At 49.5% G+C, this 22,908-nt stretch carries 21 protein-coding genes; 10 read left to right on the top strand and 11 right to left on the bottom strand.

Going from position 1 to position 22,908, the window contains the following annotated elements:
* Nucleotides 1–59 precede the first annotated feature (59 nt).
* The 6 genes from IE082_RS03870 to IE082_RS03845 form a co-directional block, all read right to left on the bottom strand.
* Nucleotides 60–776, bottom strand: a complete 717-nt coding sequence (locus tag IE082_RS03870; RefSeq protein WP_189491813.1) for an ABC transporter ATP-binding protein — start codon at nt 774–776, stop codon at nt 60–62.
* Between the two features lies 1 nt (nt 777).
* Nucleotides 778–1,548, bottom strand: a complete 771-nt coding sequence (locus tag IE082_RS03865) for an ABC transporter ATP-binding protein (RefSeq protein ID WP_189491810.1) — start codon at nt 1,546–1,548, stop codon at nt 778–780.
* Nucleotides 1,549–1,559: 11 nt separating this feature from the next.
* Complete coding sequence (locus IE082_RS03860) at nt 1,560–2,690, bottom strand: ABC transporter permease subunit (RefSeq protein ID WP_189491807.1); 1,131 nt, start codon at nt 2,688–2,690, stop codon at nt 1,560–1,562.
* Between the two features lie 10 nt (nt 2,691–2,700).
* Complete coding sequence (locus IE082_RS03855; RefSeq protein ID WP_189491805.1) at nt 2,701–3,612, bottom strand: branched-chain amino acid ABC transporter permease; 912 nt, start codon at nt 3,610–3,612, stop codon at nt 2,701–2,703.
* A 164-nt stretch (nt 3,613–3,776) separates the two neighbouring features.
* Nucleotides 3,777–4,976, bottom strand: a complete 1,200-nt coding sequence (locus tag IE082_RS03850) for a branched-chain amino acid ABC transporter substrate-binding protein (protein ID WP_189491802.1) — start codon at nt 4,974–4,976, stop codon at nt 3,777–3,779.
* A 361-nt stretch (nt 4,977–5,337) separates the two neighbouring features.
* The gene (locus IE082_RS03845) at nt 5,338–5,967 is read right to left on the bottom strand and encodes a VTT domain-containing protein (protein ID WP_189491952.1); all 630 of its coding nucleotides are present in this window, start codon (nt 5,965–5,967) and stop codon (nt 5,338–5,340) included.
* Nucleotides 5,968–6,345: 378 nt separating this feature from the next.
* Here IE082_RS03845 and mutL point away from each other — a divergent pair, with 378 nt between their 5' ends.
* The 3 genes from mutL to IE082_RS03830 all read left to right on the top strand — a co-directional run bounded on the left by mutL (nt 6,346) and on the right by IE082_RS03830 (nt 10,248).
* The gene (mutL, locus tag IE082_RS03840) at nt 6,346–8,247 is read left to right on the top strand and encodes a DNA mismatch repair endonuclease MutL (RefSeq protein WP_189491799.1); all 1,902 of its coding nucleotides are present in this window, start codon (nt 6,346–6,348) and stop codon (nt 8,245–8,247) included.
* 108 nt (nt 8,248–8,355) lie between these two features.
* Nucleotides 8,356–9,261, top strand: a complete 906-nt coding sequence (miaA, locus tag IE082_RS03835; RefSeq protein WP_189491797.1) for a tRNA (adenosine(37)-N6)-dimethylallyltransferase MiaA — start codon at nt 8,356–8,358, stop codon at nt 9,259–9,261.
* 36 nt (nt 9,262–9,297) lie between these two features.
* Complete coding sequence (locus IE082_RS03830) at nt 9,298–10,248, top strand: DUF808 domain-containing protein (RefSeq protein ID WP_189491793.1); 951 nt, start codon at nt 9,298–9,300, stop codon at nt 10,246–10,248.
* Nucleotides 10,249–10,364: 116 nt separating this feature from the next.
* Here the strand turns inward: IE082_RS03830 and hemW are convergent, their stop codons facing one another.
* The 5 genes from hemW to ppsA all read right to left on the bottom strand — a co-directional run bounded on the left by hemW (nt 10,365) and on the right by ppsA (nt 17,214).
* Nucleotides 10,365–11,576: a radical SAM family heme chaperone HemW gene (gene hemW, locus IE082_RS03825; RefSeq protein WP_189491789.1), complete on the bottom strand. Its 1,212-nt coding sequence runs from the start codon at nt 11,574–11,576 to the stop codon at nt 10,365–10,367.
* Between the two features lie 4 nt (nt 11,577–11,580).
* On the bottom strand, nt 11,581–12,150 hold the full coding sequence (gene pgsA, locus IE082_RS03820) for a CDP-diacylglycerol--glycerol-3-phosphate 3-phosphatidyltransferase (protein ID WP_189491787.1): 570 nt from the start codon (nt 12,148–12,150) through the stop codon (nt 11,581–11,583).
* A gap of 145 nt (nt 12,151–12,295) precedes the next feature.
* On the bottom strand, nt 12,296–14,170 hold the full coding sequence (uvrC, locus tag IE082_RS03815) for an excinuclease ABC subunit UvrC (protein ID WP_229809704.1): 1,875 nt from the start codon (nt 14,168–14,170) through the stop codon (nt 12,296–12,298).
* A 57-nt stretch (nt 14,171–14,227) separates the two neighbouring features.
* The gene (locus tag IE082_RS03810; RefSeq protein ID WP_189491780.1) at nt 14,228–14,761 is read right to left on the bottom strand and encodes a hypothetical protein; all 534 of its coding nucleotides are present in this window, start codon (nt 14,759–14,761) and stop codon (nt 14,228–14,230) included.
* Nucleotides 14,762–14,841: 80 nt separating this feature from the next.
* Nucleotides 14,842–17,214, bottom strand: a complete 2,373-nt coding sequence (gene ppsA / locus IE082_RS03805) for a phosphoenolpyruvate synthase (protein WP_189491777.1) — start codon at nt 17,212–17,214, stop codon at nt 14,842–14,844.
* A gap of 146 nt (nt 17,215–17,360) precedes the next feature.
* Between ppsA and IE082_RS03800 the strand changes: the two genes are divergently transcribed.
* The 7 genes from IE082_RS03800 (at nt 17,361) to IE082_RS03770 (ending at nt 22,891) form a co-directional block, all read left to right on the top strand.
* On the top strand, nt 17,361–18,482 hold the full coding sequence (locus IE082_RS03800; RefSeq protein ID WP_189491774.1) for a DNA glycosylase AlkZ-like family protein: 1,122 nt from the start codon (nt 17,361–17,363) through the stop codon (nt 18,480–18,482).
* A gap of 43 nt (nt 18,483–18,525) precedes the next feature.
* On the top strand, nt 18,526–19,353 hold the full coding sequence (gene ppsR / locus IE082_RS03795; protein ID WP_189491770.1) for a posphoenolpyruvate synthetase regulatory kinase/phosphorylase PpsR: 828 nt from the start codon (nt 18,526–18,528) through the stop codon (nt 19,351–19,353).
* Between the two features lies 1 nt (nt 19,354).
* The gene (gene serB, locus IE082_RS03790; protein ID WP_189491765.1) at nt 19,355–20,203 is read left to right on the top strand and encodes a phosphoserine phosphatase SerB; all 849 of its coding nucleotides are present in this window, start codon (nt 19,355–19,357) and stop codon (nt 20,201–20,203) included.
* A 1-nt stretch (nt 20,204) separates the two neighbouring features.
* A complete protein-coding gene (locus IE082_RS03785) occupies nt 20,205–20,585 on the top strand; it encodes a tautomerase family protein (protein WP_189491762.1) in 381 nt (126 codons plus the stop codon).
* A 148-nt stretch (nt 20,586–20,733) separates the two neighbouring features.
* A complete protein-coding gene (locus IE082_RS03780) occupies nt 20,734–21,336 on the top strand; it encodes a LemA family protein (protein ID WP_189491761.1) in 603 nt (200 codons plus the stop codon).
* Nucleotides 21,337–21,410: 74 nt separating this feature from the next.
* Nucleotides 21,411–22,352: a TPM domain-containing protein gene (locus IE082_RS03775; RefSeq protein WP_189491757.1), complete on the top strand. Its 942-nt coding sequence runs from the start codon at nt 21,411–21,413 to the stop codon at nt 22,350–22,352.
* Nucleotides 22,352–22,891, top strand: a complete 540-nt coding sequence (locus IE082_RS03770; RefSeq protein WP_189491754.1) for a TPM domain-containing protein — start codon at nt 22,352–22,354, stop codon at nt 22,889–22,891. The genes IE082_RS03775 and IE082_RS03770 overlap by 1 nt, the downstream gene beginning before the upstream one ends.
* Nucleotides 22,892–22,908 lie beyond the last annotated feature (17 nt).

The raw sequence follows: 22,908 nt of genomic DNA, 5'->3' as shown, positions 1-22,908 counted from the left end.
CAGTCAGGCAACAAGAAACCCGCTCGATTGAGCGGGTTTCTTATTCACAAAAAGATGAATTATTCACCCAAATACGCTTTTTGCACTTCCTCATCATCCAACATATCAGAGGCTTTGCCATTCATAATGGTTTCACCCGAACTCATAACATAACCACGGTCTGCTGCTTGCAGTGCCAGTTTTGCATTTTGTTCGACCAATAAAAGCGTCATGCCTTCGCTCGATACCGTTCTGATGACTTCAAAAATCGTTTTCGTCATCGCAGGTGACAACCCCATTGTCGGCTCATCCATGATGAGCAATTTAGGCTTACTCATCAAAGCACGAGCCATAGCCAGCATTTGCTGTTCACCACCAGACATTGTGCCCGCCAGCTGAGTGGCACGCTCTTTCAAACGGGGAAAGATACCAAACATTTTTTCGATGTCCGCCTCAATACCCTCTTTGTCATTGCGCAAATAAGCACCCATCTGCAAGTTTTCGGTAATCGTCATCCGTGCAAAAACACCACGACCTTCAGGAACCATCACCAAACCTTGCGCGAGCAGCTCCCAGCTTGGCACACCCTTGATGGATTTGCCACGGTAGCTAATTTCGCCACCTTTCATCGGGACCATACCTGTGGTGGCTTTGAGCGTGGTGGTTTTACCCGCACCATTTGAACCAATCAAGGTCACCAACTCGCCCTCATAAACATCCATATCCACGTTTCGAACTGCTTGAATCCCGCCGTAGGCAACTTTCAGGCCTTTGATACTGAGCATTGGTTGTGTCATATTAATGTCCTCCAAGATATGCACTGATAAAGCCTTCGTCATGTCGTACATGATCAGGCTTGCCTTGAACCAAGATTTCGCCATAGTTCAACACGGTCATTTCATCACACAACTCCATAATCAGTTTCACATCGTGTTCGATGATAAGAATGGTCGTACCGTCGTCAGAAATTTTACGCAGCAACTTGGTCAAATCAAGCTTTTCGGTTGAGTTCATCCCTGCCGCGGGCTCATCCAACGCGAGCAGCTTTGGATCGGTAGCCAATGCCCGAGCAATTTCGAGACGACGCTGCAAACCATAAGCCAAATTACGCGCCACGTAGTCATGGTATTGCCCAATACCCACATAGTTGAGCAACTCCATAGCACGTGCTTTGATATCCGCTTCTTCTTTCTTCACCGCTTTACTACCAAAAATCGAACCCAGTACACCACCCTTGGTACGCACGTGACGACCAACCATGACGTTTTCAAGGGCGGTCATGTTGCCAAACAAACGAATGTTTTGAAACGTCCGCGCAATACCTGATTTGGCAACTTCGTGAACCGCAGTTGGCTCGTAGTGTGCACCATTGAGCACAAACTCACCAGAATCTGGCTCGTACAAACCCGTGATGACATTAAAAAACGTGGTTTTACCAGCACCATTCGGACCAATAAGGCCATAAATGGTGTCTTTTTTGACTTCGAGACTAACATTTTGTAAGGCTTTTAAACCACCAAAACTTTTGTTAACGCCCTTAATCGAGAGCATGATATTTTCTTGAGTCATTTCATCTCTCCTTATGCCGTCGCGCTCGGGTCAGCTTCGACCACTTTTTTGTCTTCACGCGTCGGAGTTGGCCACAAGCCCTTAGGACGGTACAACATAATCAACACCATCGCCGAACCCAAAATCAATTGACGCAAAATAGCTGTGTCAATGACCACGCTACCAAACACTGCTTTTTGAACTGGATCAACGACATAACGCAAAAACTCAGGGAACAGCGACATCAATACCGCGCCCAAGATCACACCTGGAATGTGCCCCATCCCACCTAGAACCACCATCGCTAAAATAATAATGGATTCCATGTATGTGAATGACTCCGGAGAAATAAAGCCTTGGAACGATGCAAACATACCACCAGCCACACCACCAAATGTCGCGCCCAATGCAAAGGCGAGCAATTTGATGTTGCGTACATTAATACCCATCGCCTTGGCCGCAATATCATCCTCGCGCAAAGCCATCCATGCGCGACCCAAACGAGAGTTTTGCAAACGATAGCAAACAAACACGCTCAACACGACCAAAGCCAAGAATAAGTAGTAATACTGGAACTCTTTAGACAAGGTCACAAAACCCAAATCCAAAGGCTTGCTCAGTTGATGACCAAAAATACTGACAGGGTCAATACGTGCGATACCACGTGGGCCGTTGGTTAAGTTAAAGCCATCTTTACCCAAGTTATTCATGAAAATACGGATGATTTCACCAAAGCCCAATGTCACCAGCGCCAGATAATCACCACGCAATTTCAAAATAGGCGCACCCAGAATCAAACCCGCAACAGCAGCCAACGCTGCACCTAAGGGTATGGTGACCCACAAAGGAACGTGCCAACCATCAGGGAACGCCGCTTTGATAGAGGCAAAGTTATCAGACAAGTGAGGCGAAGCCAACAAAGCCACCATGTAAGCGCCCACAGCATAGAAGGCGATATAACCCAAGTCCAAAAGACCTGCAAAACCGACCACTAAGTTCAAACCCAGAGCCAACATGATGTATAGCAATGTGTAATCGATAATCCGAACCCAAGCTGTATTACCCAAAAATTGGACAGCGAAGGGCATCAACATCAACAGCACTGCGCAGATGAGAATGCCCAACATTGAATCCTTAGGGCTTAATTTTTGTAAGAAACTCATAGTGCCCTCCTTATGCGCGATCAGCAGTGCGCTGACCCAATAAACCTGATGGACGGAAAATCAAAACCACAACCAGTACCACAAAGGCAAATACGTCTTGATACTCCGAGCTGATATAACCAGCGCCAAATGCCTCAGCCAAGCCGAGCACAATCCCACCAACCACAGCACCAGGAATATTGCCAATTCCACCAAGCACTGCCGCAACAAAGGCCTTCATACCTGGCATAAAGCCCATATAAAAATGCGCTTTACCGCCAGAGTTCATGGCATACATAATGCCAGCAACAGCAGCCAAGGCAGCACCGATCATGAACGTTGCAGAGATCACACGATTGGGATTCACACCCATTAAACCTGTCACACCGACATTTTCGGACGTGGCGCGCATCGCTCGACCGAGTTTGGTTCGCTCAACCAATGTCAACAGCCCCATCATCATCACAATCGATAAACCAACAATGACAATCTCACGAACTGTGATACCCACATCACCAAACAAGATAACGCGTGTTGATGGCAAAAGCTCGGGGAATGGGCGTGGCGACTTACCCCAAATCAGTTGTGCTACTGCTTGTATCAAAAACGACAAACCAATTGCCGTAATCAGTGGTGTTAATTTTGGCGCATTACGCAAGGGACGATAAGCGAACCGCTCCATACAGTAACTCAAAATCATACAAGCCATCATCGCGACCAAAGCCGCCAACAGCAAAACCACCAAAAGAGGCAAGCCTGCTGCAATGAGTATCGATGACACAGTCATCGCCACCATGGCACCGATCATCATCACTTCAGCATGAGCGAAGTTAATGATACCCAGAATACCGTAAACCATTGTATAACCTAAGGCAATCATGGCATAAATACTGCCTACCACCACGCCACCAATCAAAAGCTGGAAGAATTTTTCTAACTCCATCTCAGCGCTCCTTCATCATGTCCATCAAAACATATTGATATGCTTATACTGGATTATTTTTTTAGGTTGAAAAGTCATTATTCTTTATCAAACCAACTAATTTTTTGTCTCTTTGTGCATAAAAAAGCCCTAACCGTTTTGGTCAGGGCTTTTTGTCGCCATAATTACATGACGGTTGCAACCACTTCTAATTTTTTGTTTTTGATTTCTTGTACAGTAATAACTCCGCCTTTGATATCGCCTTTCTCATCAAATGCTACTTTACCAATCAAACCATCAAAAGACACGCCAGCCATAGCTTTAGCGATTTTTTCTGGCTCTACAGAGTCAGCTGCTTTCATCGCTGCAACAATCGCGTATACCGCATCGTAAGCAAATGGAGAGTAGATTTCCACTTTCTTGCCTGGGAAGGTTTTTTCGTAGTTGGCTTGGAATTCAGCGCCTTTAGCCATTTTTGACACAGGAGCACCTGCTTGTGTGCAGATCACACCTTCAGCTGAATCACCAGCCAATTCAATGAACTTAGCAGTACAAGCGCCGTCACCTGAAACCAACTTGGCTTTCAAGCCCAACTCTTTCATTTGTTTGCTCAAAGCAGCGCCCGTGTCATCCATGCCACCCCAGAAAATGTAGTCAGGATTTTCAGCTTTCAACTTAGCCAAAACGCCTTTAAAGTCAGTTGTTTTGTCAGTCAAAGCTTCACGGCTGGTCACCTTAGAACCACCATCTTTCAATGTTTTCTCAACGTAGTCAGCCAAGCCTTTACCGTATTGAGTCGCGTCGTCCAAGATAGCAATGTTTTTGCCGCCTTTTTCCATCACGTATTTACCGATAGCAGAACCTTGTTGAATATCATTAGCAACCACACGGTATGAGCTCACAGAACCACCTGGAGTTTTCACGCCTTTGAGCGTGTAATCAGGGTTGGTTGATGAAGGAGAAACCTGAACAATACCAGCCGCGCCGTAGATCGCGTTAGCAGGCATAGAAACGCCAGAGTTCAAGTGACCAACAACAGCCACGACCTTTGCGTCAACCATTTTTTGAGCAACAGTCGCGCCTTGTTTTGGATCGCCAGCGTCATCCTCACCCATCAATTCGAGTTTGACTTTTTTGCCGCCAATCATCAAATCGCCTTTGGCGTTGATTTCGTTCACGGCCAATTGCGCGCCCATTTCGTTGTCTTGACCCAAGTGAGCAATACCACCAGATTTTGGTGCACCACTACCGATTTTTACAACGATTTCACCGCCAGCAGCGCCGTCAGCAGGTTTCGCATCAGCTTTAGGAGCATCTGCAGGTTTGTTACAAGCTGCCAATGCAACAACAGCAGCCAAAGGCAATAATTTCCACATTTTTTGCATCGTTTTTCTCCAAGTGTCAAACTTAAGTGTGAAGGCGGTCACCCAACCCGTGTGGCATTACTTTATAAGCAAAACCACTTATTTAAAGAACTGCTCTGTCAGCGTTCTACACTTTAACTGATGTCTCGAACAATTCTGATTGAACCGTCACGAGCATTTCACCAGTACAGTGCACAACCCATGGCCACGATTATTATGCAAGGCAGGGTTAAAAAGCAAGCAACAATTGCATATTTTGTGCACTATTTTGCCCAAGCTGTACCTCATAAAAGCAAAAACGCGCTCCAATGAGAGAGCGCGTTTTATTTCGGTGCAGAATAGTTTTTAAAATGCGGCGATGCAGCATTCTGGCTAAGTGATATTACAGGGTGGCTTTCTTGGCTTTTGTCTTTTTCACAAAACTCCACAAAACACCGCCTACGACAGGCACAATCGCCGCAGACAGTCCCACCAAGGCGATCAAACCCAAATGCTCTTTTACGCCAGGCACATTACCAAACAGATAACCGCCGCCAACAAATGCCACTACCCACAACACTGCGCCCAATATATTGTACTGTTGGAATCGAGACCAACTCATCTCAGAAACCCCTGCAACAAATGGTGCAAATGTGCGCACGAGAGGTACGAATCGAGCAAGTACAATCGTCTTACCGCCATGTTTTTCATAAAACGAATGGGTCTTCATCAAAGCTTCTCGGCTAATCCAGCGACTGTCAACATCATAAATCCTGTGTCCAACCACACTGCCAATCCAGTAATTTAGAGTATTGCCCAGCACTGCCGCACTAATGAGCAACGCCATCAGTATCCAAACATTCATAGCTCCCGATGCTGCAAAAGCACCAGCAATGAACAACAAAGAATCACCAGGTAAAAACGGCAACACCACAAACCCTGTTTCGCCAAACACAATCAAAAAGAGAATCAGGTAAATGTACACACCATACTGAGAAATCAAAACATCCAACTGCTCAGGATGCATAATCATAGAAAAAAACTGAATCACTGCGTCCACAAGGACTCCTTAGGTTACCGACAGGTTAAAAAGTGCGCCATCATAACACATCGTTTTGGCAGAACGAAATCGAACGCAACCAACACATAAATACCATCATAAGGCTCATGTCTCAAGGCAGCAATATGACGTACAAGCATGGAGAATCTGAGTAATTGCGGCAGCGCAACAGAAATAACTCAAGAAAAACCCACACCAGTCACCAATCAAGACTTCAGAAAATTAAAAAACAACATCGAAATATGCCCTCGTCAAAGCAGAATAAATTAAATCAACAGAGCAAATCCGTATCATCCCAACACATCTGGAAAACTACGGGTAAAATCACAGATTAATTAATCAAAGCACGCCATGAAAATCCGCCTCGCCCCCCACCGCGCCATCACACAACTCCCAGACCACCTCATTAGCCAAATCGCGGCGGGTGAAGTGGTGGAACGGCCTGCGTCAGTCATCAAAGAATTATTAGAAAACGCATTGGATGCGGGTGCAACCGATATTCGCATCAAACTCATCGAAGGTGGCAAGGCACTGATAGACATACACGACAACGGCAGCGGCATCAAAGCAGATGAGCTGTCACTGGCGGTCACACGCCATGCGACGAGCAAAATTCGCTCGTTGGACGAACTCGAGCACGTTGAATCCATGGGGTTTCGCGGTGAAGCGCTCGCCTCGATTGCCTCTGTGGCACAAATGCGTCTGACCAGCCGCACCGATGCAGATGCACATGCAACCAGCACGCACAACCACCATGGTGATTGGCAAAACGCCCCCGCCGCAGGCGACGTCGGTACGCGCATCGAAGTCGCGCATCTGTACCACAACACACCCGCGCGGCGAAAATTCCTTAAAACCGACGCCACTGAGTTTTCTCACTGTCTTGAATACATCACCCGCGCCGCATTGGCAAACCCACATTGCGGCTTTTCGGTGATGCACAACGATAAACTTGTCGCCCATTACCCCATCAGCGACTGGCAGCAGCGCATCGCTGATGTATTGGGTAAAAACCTGCCTGAGCACGCGATTTGGGTGAATCACGCTGTGGGTGATCTGTCCATCGTCGGCATGATTTGCCCACCCGACGTTGCCCGTTCGCGTGCGGACACACAATACGCCTACATCAACCAACGCTTCGTGCGCGACAAGGTCGTTTCGCACGGTATTCGCACCGCTTACGCAGATGTGCTGCATCATTTACGCTTTCCCTCGTATGTGCTGTTCATTGACCTGCCACCACAAGGCGTTGATGTCAATGTTCATCCCGCAAAAACTGAAGTGCGGTTTCGTGACAGCGGCGCGATTCACCAATTCATCGCCAACAGCTTAAAAAAATCCCTCGCACAAACTGCCAGCGCACGCATCGCTCAAGCCGAACCACTCAGCAGCGAAACACAGGCAGAGAGCAACGAACCGGCATCACGCACGTCCTTGTTCGATCAACCACGTAAACCGCAAGCGTGGCAAGCCCCGCTGCCTTTGGCACAGAACCCGCATAGTTATCTCGAATTTTTACAACAAAACGCCAATCCTAACCGATTCGACACGCCAGTCAGTCAGAGCGAGAGCGAAACATTGGCCGATACCCTAAACCCGAATACCCCGAATACATTTGAGCAATTCGCCCAAACAGCCACCACAACTGAGCATAACACATCGCAACACCCGCTCGGTTTCGCCGTGGCTCAAATCCACGGCATTTACATCCTCGCACAAAATGACAAAGGCCTCATATTAGTAGACATGCACGCCGCGCACGAGCGCATCGTCTATGAACGACTCAAAAACGTCCTCAATGCAGCCCCTCTGACACGCCAAGACTTGCTTCTACCCATTCGATTCAACGCCAGCCCTCACGAACTGGCCATTTTGGCTGACCCAGCCAATCACGACGTACTGGAGCACATTGGCTTGTCACTCACACCTCTGGGCCTGTCCGAAATCGCCATCCGCAGCGTCCCGACTCTGTTGCGCCAAGCTGATGCGGTCAACCTCGCCCGTGCTGTTTTATCAGACATCGACGAATTCGGCGGCAGCCACGTCCTCACGGAAAAGCGCAACGAGCTGCTCGGCACGCTCGCCTGCCACGGTGCTGTCCGCGCCAACCGCACACTCGCGTTGCCCGAAATGAATCAACTTTTGCGCGACATGGAAGCGACCGAACGCGCCAATCAGTGCAATCATGGCCGCCCAACATGGGTACAAATGAGTATGAAAGAATTAGATGCCTTATTCATGCGCGGTCAATAAATCACTGATTAAAATCACGACAAAACCAACAACGTGTTGGCAAAATATAGGCTGCCCACCCAACCATCTTTTTGGACAGCACTGCCCTCACCAATAAAAACACCAGTCATGCCCACCATTCCCTTCATCCTTGGCCCCACCGCCAGCGGCAAAACCGCCGCCGCGCTCGCGCTCGCACAAATCCGCGACATCGAAATCATCAGCGTGGACTCTGCATTGATCTACAAAGGCATGGACATCGGCACAGCCAAGCCCAACGCGACTGAACTGGCTCAAGTCCCACACCACCTCATCGACATCATTGAGCCGACACAGGCATACTCTGCCGCCCAATTTGCCAATGATGCGAATCGCCTCATCGCCGAAATCCTCGAACGTGGCAAATTACCCGTACTCGTTGGTGGCACCATGCTGTATGTTAAAGCACTGCTTGAACCATTAACCAATCTACCCATCGCCAACCCAGTCATCCGTGCCAGCATCGAAGCACGTGCAGCCACGCACGGCTGGGCAGCATTGCATGCGGAGCTGGGCAAAATCGACCCCATCACAGCCGCCCGACTCAATCCGAACGATACCCAGCGCATCAACCGTGCTTTAGAAATTTATGAAATCTCAGGCAAACCGATGTCCGCTTGGCACGCAGAGGACAACAGCGTTCATGAATTGCCTTTCACGCCACAACTATACGCACTGAATCCTGAACCACGCGCCTTGCTGCACGAGCGCATCAATGCCCGTTTTCTCAAAATGCTCGATGATGGCTTTCTTGATGAAATGGCGGTTTTACGCGCACGAGGCGACTTACACATTGACTTACCGTCGATGCGCTGCGTCGGTTACCGCCAAGCGTGGGAACACTTAGACGGGCTGACAGACAAAGCAACATTCATCGAAAAAGGCCAAGCTGCGACACGCCAACTCGCCAAACGCCAACTCACATGGCTGCGCAGCATGAGCGGCGTGACAACGATTGACAGCAGTGTGCCGATTTCACCGAGCGTTTTCGGGTAAAATGCGCCTCTTTATTATTTAAACATAGGAACTCACATGGCAGGCAGCAGCTTACTCGCATTGATTGACGACATCGCAGCGATTCTCGACGACGTCGCCGTTATGACCAAGGTCGCCGCGAAAAAAACCGCAGGCGTCCTCGGTGATGACCTCGCTCTGAACGCCAATCAAGTGTCTGGTGTGAATCCAGATCGGGAACTGCCCGTCGTCTGGGCGGTTGCCAAAGGCTCGATGATCAATAAAATCATTCTAGTCCCATTGGCACTGGCTCTGAGCTACATTAGCGGGATCACTGGCTACACATGGATTATTCCTGTATTGCTCATGATGGGTGGAGCTTTTTTATGCTACGAGGGTTTCGAAAAGCTCGCACACAAAGTCCTGCACCACACCACAGAAGAAGCCCAAGAACACCATGAACTATTCGAAGCCTTTATAGATGAAGAAGTCGATATGGTTCAATTTGAAAAAGACAAAATTTCTGGTGCAATTCGCACTGATTTTATCCTCTCTGCAGAAATCATCATCATTGCGCTGGGCAGTGCTGCTGCAGCGTCTGCCACTTTTGCTCAACAGGCAGCCGTGCTTGCCGCCATCGCCATCATTATGACAGTCGGTGTTTATGGTTTGGTCGCTGGCATAGTCAAGCTTGATGACACAGGTTTGTATTTATCAAGAAAGTCATCTAACACAGCACAAACCATTGGTCGCCTTTTGCTGAGCTTCGCTCCATACCTGATGAAGACTTTGTCCATCGTCGGCACCGCCGCGATGTTTATGGTCGGCGGCCACATCATTGTTTCAAACATTGATGTGATTCACCACCTCAACGGCAATATTCTCAGTACACTGCCCGATGGCCTGCTCAAAGGTTTGGCAGGCAGCATCATCGACGGCTTGTGGGGTATTGTGTTCGGTGCCGTGGTGCTCGCAAGTGTGAGTATTGTCAGCAAAGTCATTGCACCTTTTCGCAAAAAAACGGCTTAAAATCATCAAGGCCTGTTTGGTCATAAAGACAGAACATAAAAATACCGAGCATTGGCTCGGTATTTTTGTTTGCGGTTTGCTTATGCTCGTGTCATCTGTGCAGTTCATAAATGCGCTTATCGCAAAAACATGCCCTGCACGTCACTTAAAAATCGCCACCCCAAATCTGTCACACGCAACACATCAACAGAGGCGTCTATCAAACCTTTATCTCGGGCTTCAGACAATGCAGGCTCCAAATCAACCACCGTCAAGCCAGTCGCCGCCATAAACTCATTCATCGTTGCCCCGTTGCGCAGACGCAAGGCATTGAGCATAAATTCAAAAGGTAAATCATCCGCCGCAATGTCCAACGTACTCTCAACCGCGCTACCCGTAGCCATGGTATCAAGATACGCTTGCGGGTGTTTAAAGCGTGTTTGGCGAAAAATTCGGTTGTATTGGCTAATTTTTCCATGCGCTCCTGCACCAATGCCGATGTAGTCGCCAAATTGCCAGTAGTTGGTGTTGTGCACTGATTCGTGACCTGCTTTGGCATATGCTGAAACTTCGTAGTGACGTAAACCAGCTGTCGCCAGTTCCGTCTCGATGTGCTCCTGCATATCCAGCGCCAATTCATCATCCGGCAAAATCGGTGGATAACGGTAAAAATACGTGTTTGGCTCCAGCGTCAAATGATAGTACGACAAATGCGTCGGCGCGTATGACAACGCCGCCGCCACATCGCGTTTTAAATCATCCATCGTCTGTGAAGGCAATGCAAACATAATGTCCAAATTCACCTTATCAAATAACCGATACGCCGTTTCCAACGCCTCATGAGCTTGTCGACCATTGTGAATTCGCCCAATGCGTTCAAGCAGCGTGTCATCAAAACTCTGAACACCGAGTGACAACCGCGTCACACCCGCATCGCGAAATCCCGCGAGTTTCGCGGTATCGAGCGTACCAGGATTCGCCTCCATCGTGACTTCCATATCCGAGACTTGCGGCAATCGCGCGCGAACCGCCGCGAGCAATCGATCAATCGCCACAGGTGACAACACGCTCGGCGTGCCGCCACCGATGAACACACTGACCAATCGTCGTCCCCACACATCGGGTAAATTGCTCTCCAAATCCCGAATCAATGCATCGATATACGGCGCTTCCCAATCCTCCACATCGCCCTTTAGCTCATGTGAATTAAAATCACAATACGGGCATTTTTTCACACACCACGGGATGTGCACATACAACGCCAAAGGCGGCAAAGCGGTCAAACTGACCGCTTTTCTGGAGGAGGTTTCCACTTTTTTTCGCGGATGAAACTGGATGATTTGACTCATTTATCTACGCATGTTCTTTAATCGTCGGCAAAGCCGCCCTGAGATACACCACCATTGACACCACCGTCAACGCTGCTGCAACGTAGAGCAACCACGTACCCCAAACACGCGTGTCTATACCGAACACCACACCATTAAACAACAACATTGGCAACGCGACCATCTGTGCGGCAGTTTTATACTTGCCCAAATTATTCACCGCCACCGCCGCGCGTGCACCGATGGAGCTCATCCATTCACGCAATGCCGAAATAGTGATTTCGCGGCCAATAATGATGAGTGCAATCAATCCATGCGCCCGAGACTGATGCACGAGCACAATCAAACACGCCGCCACGAGAAGCTTATCCGCCACTGGGTCGAGAAATGCGCCAAACGCACTGGTCTGGTTCCACCGACGCGCTAAATAACCATCAAGCCAATCGGTCACGGCCGCAAGCACAAACAACCCCGTCGCCAAAATATCGCGTGTCGAATCACGAAACCCATCAAATGGCGCATAGTAAATGGCAACCAGCAAAGGAATCGCAATCACGCGCGCCCATGTCAATAAAATCGGGATATTTGTCGGCATATTTACTCTCTATTTTTTTCAATCCAACACCGCACGGCATTGATTCATCATCTGTCTGATTTTTATCGTCTCTTTCGGAGTCTTTATCAGAAATCATCCTCATACCTACGCGGCCATGAAGATGTATTTTTTAGGTTTAAAAAATCTATTCACCACCCACATCAACAGCCGACACATCATCATGCAACTGTTTATAAATCTCCTGCGCCAGTTTCTCAGAAATGCCGACCACCTGAATCATGTCCTGCACACTGGCACTTTTCACCCCTGTGATACCGCCGAAGCGTTGCAGCAGCGCGGCGCGACGTTTTGCGCCAACACCTTCTATTTCTTCGAGGCGAGAAACGTTGCGCACCTTCGCACGCGCGGCACGCATCCCCGTGATGGCGAATCGGTGCGCTTCGTCGCGAATCTGCGCAATGAGCATGAGCGCAGGCGACAGTTTACCTAACTTTACCGCTGCGCGTCCATCGGCAAATATGAGCTGCTCCAAACCGACGCGTCGCCCTTCACCTTTGGCGACGCCGACGAGCAGGAACTCATCCAACCCCAACTCAGCAAAGACCTCTTTGGCCATGGTGATTTGTCCTTTACCACCATCAACCAAAACCACATCGGGCAGCACACCTTCGCCACTGACAACTTTCTCGTAGCGGCGCATCAGCACTTGGCGCATGGCGGCGTAGTCGTCACCTGCGGCAACGTCTTTGATGTTGTAACGACGGTATTCGGCATTTTGCATCGCGTGGTGTTGATACACCACGCACGATGCCTGCGTCGCCTCACCAGAGTGATGGCTGATGTCAAAACACTCAACGCGCAAACGCGCGAGCTCATCGTCACTCTCAAACTCTTCTAATTGCAAGACTTGCACCAAATCTTTGGTACGCACCTTCGCGCTGCCGACTTCCTGCATGCGACGTGACAAGGCGAGTTGCGCATTGCTCTGAGCCATCTCTAACCAGATTTTGCGCTGCGTCTGCGGCTGTTTCACCCAGTTTAGTTTGCGCCCCGCCACATCATTCAATGCTTGCAACACCTCATCCGATGGCATGGTATCAATCACAATCACATAGGGTACCACCCCATCGATGTAATGCTGCGCGACAAATGCATCCACCACATCCTGCGCCGTGCAATCTTGCGTGTGCTGTGGAAAAAACGCCTTGTCACCCAAATGCCGCCCACCGCGCACCATCGCCAAATTCACACAGTATCGCGCATCAGAGGATGCAACTGCGATGATGTCCGCATCCACATCATCACCAGTGCTCTCGACCGCTTGACTGGCCATCATGCTCGATAAGGCCGCGATTTTATCCCGCAGTTGCGCAGCCTGTTCAAAGTCCAACGCGGCGGCGGCCACCATCATCTTGTCCTGAAAGCTTTGCAGTAATTCATCCGACTCACCTTTGAGAAACTGCACACTCGCCGCCACATCCTGCGCGTAGTTTTTTTCTGAAATCAGCCCCACGCACGGCGCACTGCATCGCCCGATTTGATGCAGCATGCATGGCCGCGAACGATTGCGAAACACGGTCTCATCACAGGTTCGTAATTTAAAGACTTTTTGCAACAACTTAATTGATGATTTCACCGCATAGCCATTCGGAAACGGCCCGAAATACTGGTGCTTCTTATCCACAGCACCACGGTAATACACCATGCGTGGAAACGCATGCGCCGTCATCTTCAGATACGGATACGACTTATCATCACGGAACAAAATGTTATAACGCGGCGACAGCGTCTTAATCAAATTATTCTCAAGCAGCAACGCCTCCGTCTCGGTGCGCGTCACTGTCACATCAACGCGCACCACCTTGCTCACCATCAGCGCAATACGCGGCGATAGCGACTCAGTACGCTGAAAATAACTCGCTACCCGCTTTTTTAAATCCCGCGCCTTACCCACGTACAAAACCACATTGTTTTCATCGATGTGTCGGTACACGCCAGGCAAATGGGGTAACGTCGCGACAAATGCGAGCGGGTCGAATGGTTCGCTAGAAGGGTTCATATATTCAGCCATGCCATAGTTCATGTCTCAGTTAAAAGAGAACACTATAAAACAAAATCACAGAAGCTTAGAAAACGCCAAATATGGTTTAAATTGTTGCGCCAAATTACCCTTGTAAAGCTGGTCTCGCGACCAACTTCTCAAGTCCCTACGTTTAAGCCTACCTTGTCGCCTTTGCTCATCAGTAAGATAATAGTTTTGACGTTCATCATCTGCAAGTTCGTCATTTATTTCGATAAGTTTAAGTGCTTTATCCTCTACTTCTTTTAAATAACTCTCTATATCTGAATCAAACAAAAACTCAGCACCCGAAGTGTTCGACCAAAACACGTACAAGTGTTCCATGCTATTCATTTTCAGATCTATTAATTTCAACAGCTCACGCGTGACCTCGTAAATACGATATCGCCTATCAAACAAATCTAACTTTAGCTTATTCTGCTCGGTTTTCCATTGCCGATAGGCTATAGCAGCAACCGTTAATCCAACGATTAACGCCGCAACACCTTCTTTGCTGGCCCTAAGCCAATAGGCAGCTATCGCTGTAACCGCCACAACCATCAAAGTTGCAGCTATTTTTTTGATATACATAATTTCTCTTTTGAATTAGAGTTTAAGGTTTTATTTAAGATTTTATAAAAAAGCCCCGTGTCTCCACGAGGCTTTTTTACTCACTCAGCCAAAGCTGTCCAAGTATCAATCACCGTATCAGGATTAAGTGACATGGACTCAATGCCCTCAGACATAAGCCATTTGGCAAAATCGGGGTGATCCGATGGGCCTTGACCGCAAATACCGATGTATTTGTTCATGCGCAGCGCTGTTGAGATCGCACGAGACAGCATGAATTTCACCGCTGGGTCACGCTCGTCAAAATCCTTGGCGAGCAGTTCCATGCCTGAGTCACGATCTAACCCAAGCGTGAGTTGGGTTAAGTCGTTTGAGCCGATGGAGAAACCATCGAAGTACTCTAAAAACTCTTCGGCGAGGATGGCGTTGCTTGGCACTTCGCACATCATGATGAGGCGCAGGCCGTTTTCACCACGTTTCAAGCCTTTGGCAGCAAGTAAATCAACCACCGCTTTTGCTTGGCCAAGTGTGCGCACGAAGGGAATCATGATTTCGACGTTGGTCAAACCCATTTCGTCACGCACGCGCTTCATCGCTTCGCATTCCATGGCGAAGGCTTCTTCGAAATCTTCTGAAATATAACGCGATGCACCGCGGAAACCAAGCATAGGATTTTCTTCGTCAGGCTCGTAACGGCTGCCACCGATGAGTTTTTTGTATTCATTCGATTTAAAGTCAGACAAGCGGACAATTACAGGTTTCGGGTAGAACGCCGCGCCGATGGTAGCGACGCCCTCAACCACTTTATCGACGTAGAACGCACGTGGATTGGCGTGACCGCGTGCGACAGACTCAACAGCGCGTTTTAAATCAGCATCAACGTTCGGGTATTCGAGAATCGCTTTCGGGTGCACGCCGATGTTGTTGTTAATCACGAATTCGAGACGAGCAAGGCCAACACCTTTGTTCGGGATTTGGCAGAAATTAAATGCGAGTTGCGGGTTTCCGACGTTCATCATGATTTTGACAGGGATTTCAGGCAGAACACCACGAGAAATTTCAGAGACATCCATTTCGAGAATGCCATCGTAGATTTTACCTTCGTCGCCTTCAGCGCATGAGACTGTGACCATCATGCCGTCTTTGAGCTTCTCTGTCGCATCAGAGCAACCAACCACCGCTGGTACGCCCAGCTCGCGCGCGATAATCGCAGCGTGGCAAGTACGACCGCCGCGATTGGTCACAATCGCTGACGCGCGTTTCATGACGGGCTCCCAGTTCGGGTCGGTCATATCAGCGACAAGGATGTCGCCGTTTTGTACACGGTCCATTTCGGATGGATCCATGATGACACGCACGACGCCTGTGCCGATTTTTTGACCAATCGCACGGCCAGTCGTGATGACAGGTGCATTGCCTTTGAGGGCGTAGCGCATTTCGGCTTGGCCTGCTGACTGGCTTTTCACTGTTTCTGGACGCGCTTGCAGGATGTAGATTTTACCGTCGTTTCCGTCTTTACCCCACTCAATGTCCATCGGGCGGCCGTAGTGTTTCTCGATAATCATGGCGTATTGCGCGAGCAATGTGACGTCTTCGTCCGTGATCGAATAACGATTGCGCAACTCTAGGGGGACATCGACAGTTTTGACGCGTCCCTCTTCACCCGCTGCAGTGAATTGCATTTGAATGAGTTTGGAACCGAGGCTACGGCGAATCACCGCATTTTTCCCCTGCGCCAAAGTTGGCTTAAAGACATAAAATTCGTCAGGATTGACCGCGCCTTGCACCACCGTTTCGCCCAAGCCATAGCTCGATGTGATGAAGACGACTTGATCAAAGCCTGACTCGGTGTCGAGCGTGAACATGACGCCCGATGCGCCGACGTCCGAGCGCACCATGCGCTGCACACCTGCGGAGAGTGCGACTTCGGCGTGAGTGAAGCCTTTGTGCACGCGGTAAGCAATCGCACGGTCGTTGTACAAGGACGCAAATACATGTTTGATTTTGTCTAGGACATCGTCAATGCCTGCGACGTTCAGATACGACTCTTGTTGGCCTGCAAATGACGCATCGGGCAAATCCTCAGCTGTGGCGGATGAACGTACGGCGAATGATGAGTTCTGCGCATCGTTCTTGGTCAATTCAGCGAACTGCGTGCGGATTTGCGCTTCGAGTTCGGGTTGCAGTGGTGCATCAACGACCCAGCCACGAATGTCCGCGCCTGCGGCCATGAGCTCTTTCACATTGTCCACGTCCAAACCTTCGAGACGGTCAGCGATGCGCTGTGTCAGGTTGTTGTGCGTGAGAAACTCTCGAAACGCATGCGCCGTGGTCGCAAAACCCGTAGGCACGCGCACGCCCGCCGTGGCGAGCTGAGAAATCATTTCGCCGAGCGAAGAGTTTTTCCCGCCGACACTATCCACGTCTTCTTTACGACACTGCTCGAATGGCAATACCAAAGCTAAGTTCATCATATACTCCAAAAGTTAAAAGGTTAGGTGAACAGACAGCATCCGCTGGCCTAACATTTCAAACGAATAAAAACAAATGAGCGTCACATTTTACATCAAACAGCCCCGATAAAACGTTTTGATTACCCTGCTTTTGAGTAAAATAACGCATGACGACCTCCACACTATCACTCGATATTTTACGCCGATATGCCATCCGCCGAACGCTGTTTACCGCCGCCTCGGTGCCTGATGCGATCGCCAAAATCGGTTTTGTGCAAATTGACCCAATTAACGCGCCCGCACCTGCGCACGACTTGATTTTACGTCACCGCGTACCCGACTATAAAAAAGGTGACGTCGAACAGGTCTATCCTCAATCTTCATTAGAAGAAGCGTTTTTCATCAATCACGGCTACATACCGCGCGAACTGGCGACAAAACTGTGGTCAAACAAGCCACCGAGTGAGTATCTATCAAGCCGCACCGCGCAAGTGGCGCAAATCAAAAAATTCGCTCAGCAAAATCCCGAAATCCACCCCAAAATTTTAAACCAGCACATCGGCTCAACAACCACCCAAAACAACTGGAGCGGTAGAGGTCAAGAAGGCACACAGATTCTCCAACGCATGCACAACAGCGGCCAGCTTCGCATCGTGCGCCGCGAAAAAGGCCAGCGCGTTTATGGCCTAACCTCCGACATGCCACGCAACGTCGCACCAGAGAACATTGTAGAGGCTGCGTTACACACCCTCGCGCAAACCTACGCGCCGTTCACGCATGCCTCCTTAATTTACATGATGCACCTACTCACGCAAAGCCGCCCCGACTTAAAACCCCACATCCAGTCGACACTCAAACGCGCCCACGAGCTTTTGGACAGCGCAGAGCTTGACGACCAACGCTGGTATTGGCCTTTGGCCGAACAAGAACTATTGGCTGAAACACAGCATTTACCCATCAACGACACAGTACGCCTACTCACGCCATTTGACCCGCTGGTTTGGGATAGAACGCGGTTCAAGGCATTTTGGGGCTGGACTTATAAACTCGAAGCTTACAAACCAGCCCACCAGCGTCAACTCGGCTACTACGCACTGCCACTCATGTGGCGTGATGAGTGTATTGGCTGGGGAAACTTAACAGTTGTTGATGGTGCGCTACATGCCGAATTAGGCTACGTCACCCAAAAACCCATGACAAAAGTTTATCAACAAGCGCTGGAAAAAGAGTTGCGTCGATTTGCCAACTTTGCCCACTGTCACACAGGTCAGCAAAACAACCTTAATTAATGTCTTTTGAGTACAATACCGCATCATTTACCATAGGCCAACCATGAATACCCGTAATATCATCATCGTCTCCGACGGCACAGGCATCACCGCCGAGAACTTCGCTCATTCTCTATTAGCGCAATTCGACATCAATATCAAAGATCACCGTGTGCCCTTCATCGATTCTGTCGATAAAGCCCACATCGCCGTCCAAAAAATCAAAGACATCGCTGCCAACTCAACCAACCGACCGATTGTATTCACTACTCTGGTTAATTCTGAAATCAACGCAGTGGTGCATGCATGCGATGCAGGGTATTTCATTGATTTATTTACCATTTTCGTGTCACCACTCGAGGCTGAGCTGGGTATGAATTCAAATCACACCAGCAATCGCCTGCACCATAACGCGGACTCCGTGGCATACCGCAATCGCATCGAGGCGATTAACTTCTCGCTCATGCACGATGATGGCCAAACTAACAAAAATTTAGATGAAGCCGATGTCATCCTTGTCGGCGTCTCTCGCTGCGGCAAAACACCAACCAGCCTATACCTCGCCATGCAGCACGGCATCAAGGCGGCCAACTGCCCACTCATTCCCGAAGACTTTGAGCGAAACCGCCTACCGAGCAGCCTCGATGGCTTTCGCCACAAACTATTTGGCCTGTCCATCGAGCCACAACGCCTCTCCGAAATACGCAATGAACGACGCGCAGGCAGCAAATACGCGGCTTTAGAAAACTGCCGTTACGAAGTCAACGAAGCCGAAAAACTCATGAAACGCCACGGCATCTCATGGGCATCATCGACGCACAAATCCATCGAAGAAATCGCCACGACGATTTTGCAAGAAATCAACATCCCAGATAAAGAGCACGTGATTTAACATGAAAATCGTTTTTCAACACCCCACAAACCTCACCGACAGACTCGTTCACTCACTCACTCAAGACCTCGCGGGCGAGTTGCGCCGCATCAGCGCCCAGTGTGTCACATTCGAAAACACTGTTTTTGCCCCTGCAATACAAAAGCAGCTCACCGCTGCCGCTCAAACCGCAGCCATCGACATCGCATTCATCGAACGTGAAATCGTCTGGGCAGACTTCAAGCTACTCGCCATGGACATGGATTCAACCATCATAAACATCGAGTGCATCGACGAAATCGCCGATATGTGTGGCAAAAAATCCGAAGTTGCCGAAATCACCGAAGCGGCCATGCGTGGCGAAATCACCGACTTTAACGAAAGCCTTCGCCGTCGTCTCGCTATCCTCGCGGGCGCAGATGCAACGGTGCTCCAAAAAGTCCTCGACGAACGCCTACAACTAAACCCAGGTGCAGAGAAACTCGTGCAAACCGCCCATGCGAACGGCCTGCAAACCCTACTCGTCTCAGGTGGTTTCACCTATTTCACCGCAGCTGTGCAAAAACGCCTCAACCTGACACACACCCGCGCGAATGAGCTCGAAATCATCGATGGCAAAATCACAGGCCGCGTCATCGGTAACATCGTCAACGGCGACGTCAAAGCCGCCACTGTGCAAAGCTACTGCGAGACGCTCAACGTCCCCACGCAAGCCGCCATTTGCATGGGCGACGGCGCGAACGATTTACCCATGATGGCCATTAGTGGCCTATCCGTCGCCTACCACGCTAAACCACGTGTGCAAGAGCGTGCTGACGTGGCGATTAACCACATGGGGTTGGATGGCTTGATTACTGTATTGAACGCTTAATATGCCCATCGTCACCCTCACCGTTCTCCAAGGTCGCTCAATTGACTTTAAAAATGCTGTGTTTAACGCCACACACCAAGCATTAGTTAAGTCAGGTGTTCACCAAAACGATACGTTTCATCGCGTTATCGAGCTATCAGAAGACGACTTTCGTTTCCACCCAACATTTCCCGACGTTAAAACACAAAGAACAAAAGAGTTTGTTTTAATAGAAATCCTACTGGGCACAGGGCGTAGTGTAAAAGTCAAAAAAGAAATTCTATCTAACACAATCAGATCCTTATCTCAGCAAGGGTTTGATTCAGAAAACATCATGGTCGTCTTCCAAGACATCCCTTGGGAAAACTGGTCTCCAGCAGGCGGCCGCATGCCGCATGGTTAAAGACCAGTCAAATAAATCACACCTGGAAATCCATCACTATGAAATAGTGGGTTATACTCACCCATGAAAAACTTGAATTCGCGTCAACCCACCCTATATTAAGGTTGTTATTGCCGCGTCACTTTGACATTTTAAACAGGAGCATTCCATGCGCAAACTCATCGCCCTACTCGCCACCGCAGCCACATTGACTTTAAGCGGTTGCGGCTACAACACCATGCAAGCCCAAGACGAAGGCGTGAAAGCCAAATGGGCCGAAGTGGTCAACCAGTACCAACGTCGTGCAGACTTAATCCCAAACATCGTTAGCACCGCACAAGCCGAGGCGAACTTCGAGCAAAAACTGCTCACCGACGTAACGAATGCTCGTGCGTCTGTCGCTGGCATTAAAGCCACCCCAGAATTGGTGAACGACCCAGTCGCGTTCCAAAAATTCATCGACGCACAAAACCAACTCCAAGGCTCGCTCTCACGTCTGATGGTCGTCGCTGAGAACTACCCGAACCTTAAAGCCAATGCTGCGTTCCAAGACGTTCGCACCCAGCTCGAAGGCACGGAGAACCGCATCGCCATCGCACGTAAAGGTTATATCGACTCGGTCGCTCAGTACAACACGACACTGCGCTCATTCCCAAACAACTTGACTGCCAAGGTCATGGGCTACGATGTGAAGGCCAACTACACGGTCGCGAACGAAGCCGAAATCAGCACCGCGCCAAAAGTTGAGTTTGACCAAAACAAAAAGCCATAAGCATTTGAGATAAAAAGGGGATGGCGACATCCCCTTTTCTTCCTTCGTTGATTTAGCTTGTCTAAAGGATTGCCATGCATCGCTGGCTAAAAATATTATTTGCCCCACTATTCGTTTTGTCTATTTTATGGACAAATTGGGTACATGCTCAGGAGCTCCAACGCATCCCGCCCTTAACCGCATTAGTGGTTGATCAAACGGGTACGCTGTCGCCAGCTGAAATTGTACAATTAGACGCGAAGCTTAAAGCATTTGAAACAACCAAAGGTAGTCAAATCGGTGTTTTGGTGGTGAATACGACAGCGCCTGAGGATATTTTTAGCTTCAGCCAACGCGCTGCTGAGACTTATAAATTAGGGCGTCAAAGCACTGGCGATGGCGTGCTCATCGTGGTGTCAAAAAATGACCGCAAGATGTGGATTTATGTGATGCGTGCGTTAGAGGGCGCGATTCCAGATTTGGCGGCCAAACGCATCATCAATGAACAAATGAAACCAGCGTTCGCAGCGGGGAAATTCAGCGTGGGCATTGATGCGGCGACGACGCAGCTCATGAAATTGATTGACGGTGAACAATTGCCAGCACCAACAGAAAACTGGCAGCACGCGAACGAAGAAGCTGATTTATTCACGTCGATTTTGATGTTGACGCTCGCTGTGAGTTTCATCGGTTCAGGTATTGCGAAGGCAACGAGTCGCTGGTTAGTCGCACCGATTGCAGCGGCAGTATCTGGTTTTATCGCGTTTGATATGGGTGCTGGATTTTTGGCAGCGTTGGTGGCGTTTATCGTGTTGATGGCGATTTTTGTATTTGGTAAACGCTACGCACAGTTAGCAACGCAGCACCGCACAACGCCATTTAACCGTGGTGCAGGCCGACGAAATAATGATGTGTTTTGGGGCGGTGGATTTGGTGGTGGCGGCTTCGGCGGCGGTGGTTTTGGCGGAGGCGGAGGTTGGGGCGGCTCTGGTGGTGGCGGTGATGCCGCTGGTGGTGGCGCAGGAGGTGACTGGTGATGAAGTATTTTCCCCCATTAGAATTATCATTTTGGCAACACTGCACGCGCTTGTTGCGCCACTGGTTCACTTTTTCTTGGCAAACCCGTCAGTTATTACCGACAGAAAAACGCGAAGCACTCGCAGACCACATTGAACAATCTGAATTAAAGCACACAGGCGAAATCGCCATCGCATTTGAAACCCGCCTGCCTTACTCGTACCTCGTGCGCCAAGCCCGCGCTCGCGAACGCGCGTGGACTGTGTTCAGTAAAATGCAAGTGTGGGACACGCCCGATAACAATGGTGTGTTAATTTACTTCCTCGTCGCCGAGCGCCGCATCGAAATCCTTGCCGACCGTGGCATCGCTCGGCTTGTCGAGCAAGCTACATGGGATACATGGGTGCACGAGCTGTATGTGTCACTGCAGAATCACGAATTGCACAAAGGCTTGCACAGTGTCATCGACCAAATCGGTGCGACGCTCGCCCAGCATTTCCCACAATCTGCATCCGATGAGACAGACAACCGCACGACGAACCAGCCGGAAATTTTGTAAGGGTTCGCCTCGCGTCA

Origin of the sequence: Formosimonas limnophila, assembly GCF_014652675.1 — a bacterium.
In the GTDB taxonomy this organism is placed as follows: domain Bacteria; phylum Pseudomonadota; class Gammaproteobacteria; order Burkholderiales; family Burkholderiaceae; genus Hydromonas; species Hydromonas limnophila.
This window is presented reverse-complemented; position numbering and strand designations above follow the sequence as displayed.

Excerpts from the sequence above, each read along its gene's own strand:
- IE082_RS03870 (WP_189491813.1), bottom strand. The coding sequence starts at position 776 with ATGACACAACCAATGCTCAGTATCAAAGGCCTGAAAGTTGCCTACGGC.
- IE082_RS03865 (WP_189491810.1), bottom strand. The coding sequence starts at position 1,548 with ATGACTCAAGAAAATATCATGCTCTCGATTAAGGGCGTTAACAAAAGT.
- IE082_RS03860 (WP_189491807.1), bottom strand. The coding sequence starts at position 2,690 with ATGAGTTTCTTACAAAAATTAAGCCCTAAGGATTCAATGTTGGGCATT.
- IE082_RS03855 (WP_189491805.1), bottom strand. The coding sequence starts at position 3,612 with ATGGAGTTAGAAAAATTCTTCCAGCTTTTGATTGGTGGCGTGGTGGTA.
- IE082_RS03850 (WP_189491802.1), bottom strand. The coding sequence starts at position 4,976 with ATGCAAAAAATGTGGAAATTATTGCCTTTGGCTGCTGTTGTTGCATTG.
- IE082_RS03845 (WP_189491952.1), bottom strand. The coding sequence starts at position 5,967 with ATGATTATGCATCCTGAGCAGTTGGATGTTTTGATTTCTCAGTATGGT.
- mutL (WP_189491799.1), top strand. The coding sequence starts at position 6,346 with ATGAAAATCCGCCTCGCCCCCCACCGCGCCATCACACAACTCCCAGAC.
- miaA (WP_189491797.1), top strand. The coding sequence starts at position 8,356 with ATGCCCACCATTCCCTTCATCCTTGGCCCCACCGCCAGCGGCAAAACC.
- IE082_RS03830 (WP_189491793.1), top strand. The coding sequence starts at position 9,298 with ATGGCAGGCAGCAGCTTACTCGCATTGATTGACGACATCGCAGCGATT.
- hemW (WP_189491789.1), bottom strand. The coding sequence starts at position 11,576 with ATGAGTCAAATCATCCAGTTTCATCCGCGAAAAAAAGTGGAAACCTCC.
- pgsA (WP_189491787.1), bottom strand. The coding sequence starts at position 12,150 with ATGCCGACAAATATCCCGATTTTATTGACATGGGCGCGCGTGATTGCG.
- uvrC (WP_229809704.1), bottom strand. The coding sequence starts at position 14,170 with ATGAACCCTTCTAGCGAACCATTCGACCCGCTCGCATTTGTCGCGACG.
- IE082_RS03810 (WP_189491780.1), bottom strand. The coding sequence starts at position 14,761 with ATGTATATCAAAAAAATAGCTGCAACTTTGATGGTTGTGGCGGTTACA.
- ppsA (WP_189491777.1), bottom strand. The coding sequence starts at position 17,214 with ATGATGAACTTAGCTTTGGTATTGCCATTCGAGCAGTGTCGTAAAGAA.
- IE082_RS03800 (WP_189491774.1), top strand. The coding sequence starts at position 17,361 with ATGACGACCTCCACACTATCACTCGATATTTTACGCCGATATGCCATC.
- ppsR (WP_189491770.1), top strand. The coding sequence starts at position 18,526 with ATGAATACCCGTAATATCATCATCGTCTCCGACGGCACAGGCATCACC.
- serB (WP_189491765.1), top strand. The coding sequence starts at position 19,355 with ATGAAAATCGTTTTTCAACACCCCACAAACCTCACCGACAGACTCGTT.
- IE082_RS03785 (WP_189491762.1), top strand. The coding sequence starts at position 20,205 with ATGCCCATCGTCACCCTCACCGTTCTCCAAGGTCGCTCAATTGACTTT.
- IE082_RS03780 (WP_189491761.1), top strand. The coding sequence starts at position 20,734 with ATGCGCAAACTCATCGCCCTACTCGCCACCGCAGCCACATTGACTTTA.
- IE082_RS03775 (WP_189491757.1), top strand. The coding sequence starts at position 21,411 with ATGCATCGCTGGCTAAAAATATTATTTGCCCCACTATTCGTTTTGTCT.
- IE082_RS03770 (WP_189491754.1), top strand. The coding sequence starts at position 22,352 with ATGAAGTATTTTCCCCCATTAGAATTATCATTTTGGCAACACTGCACG.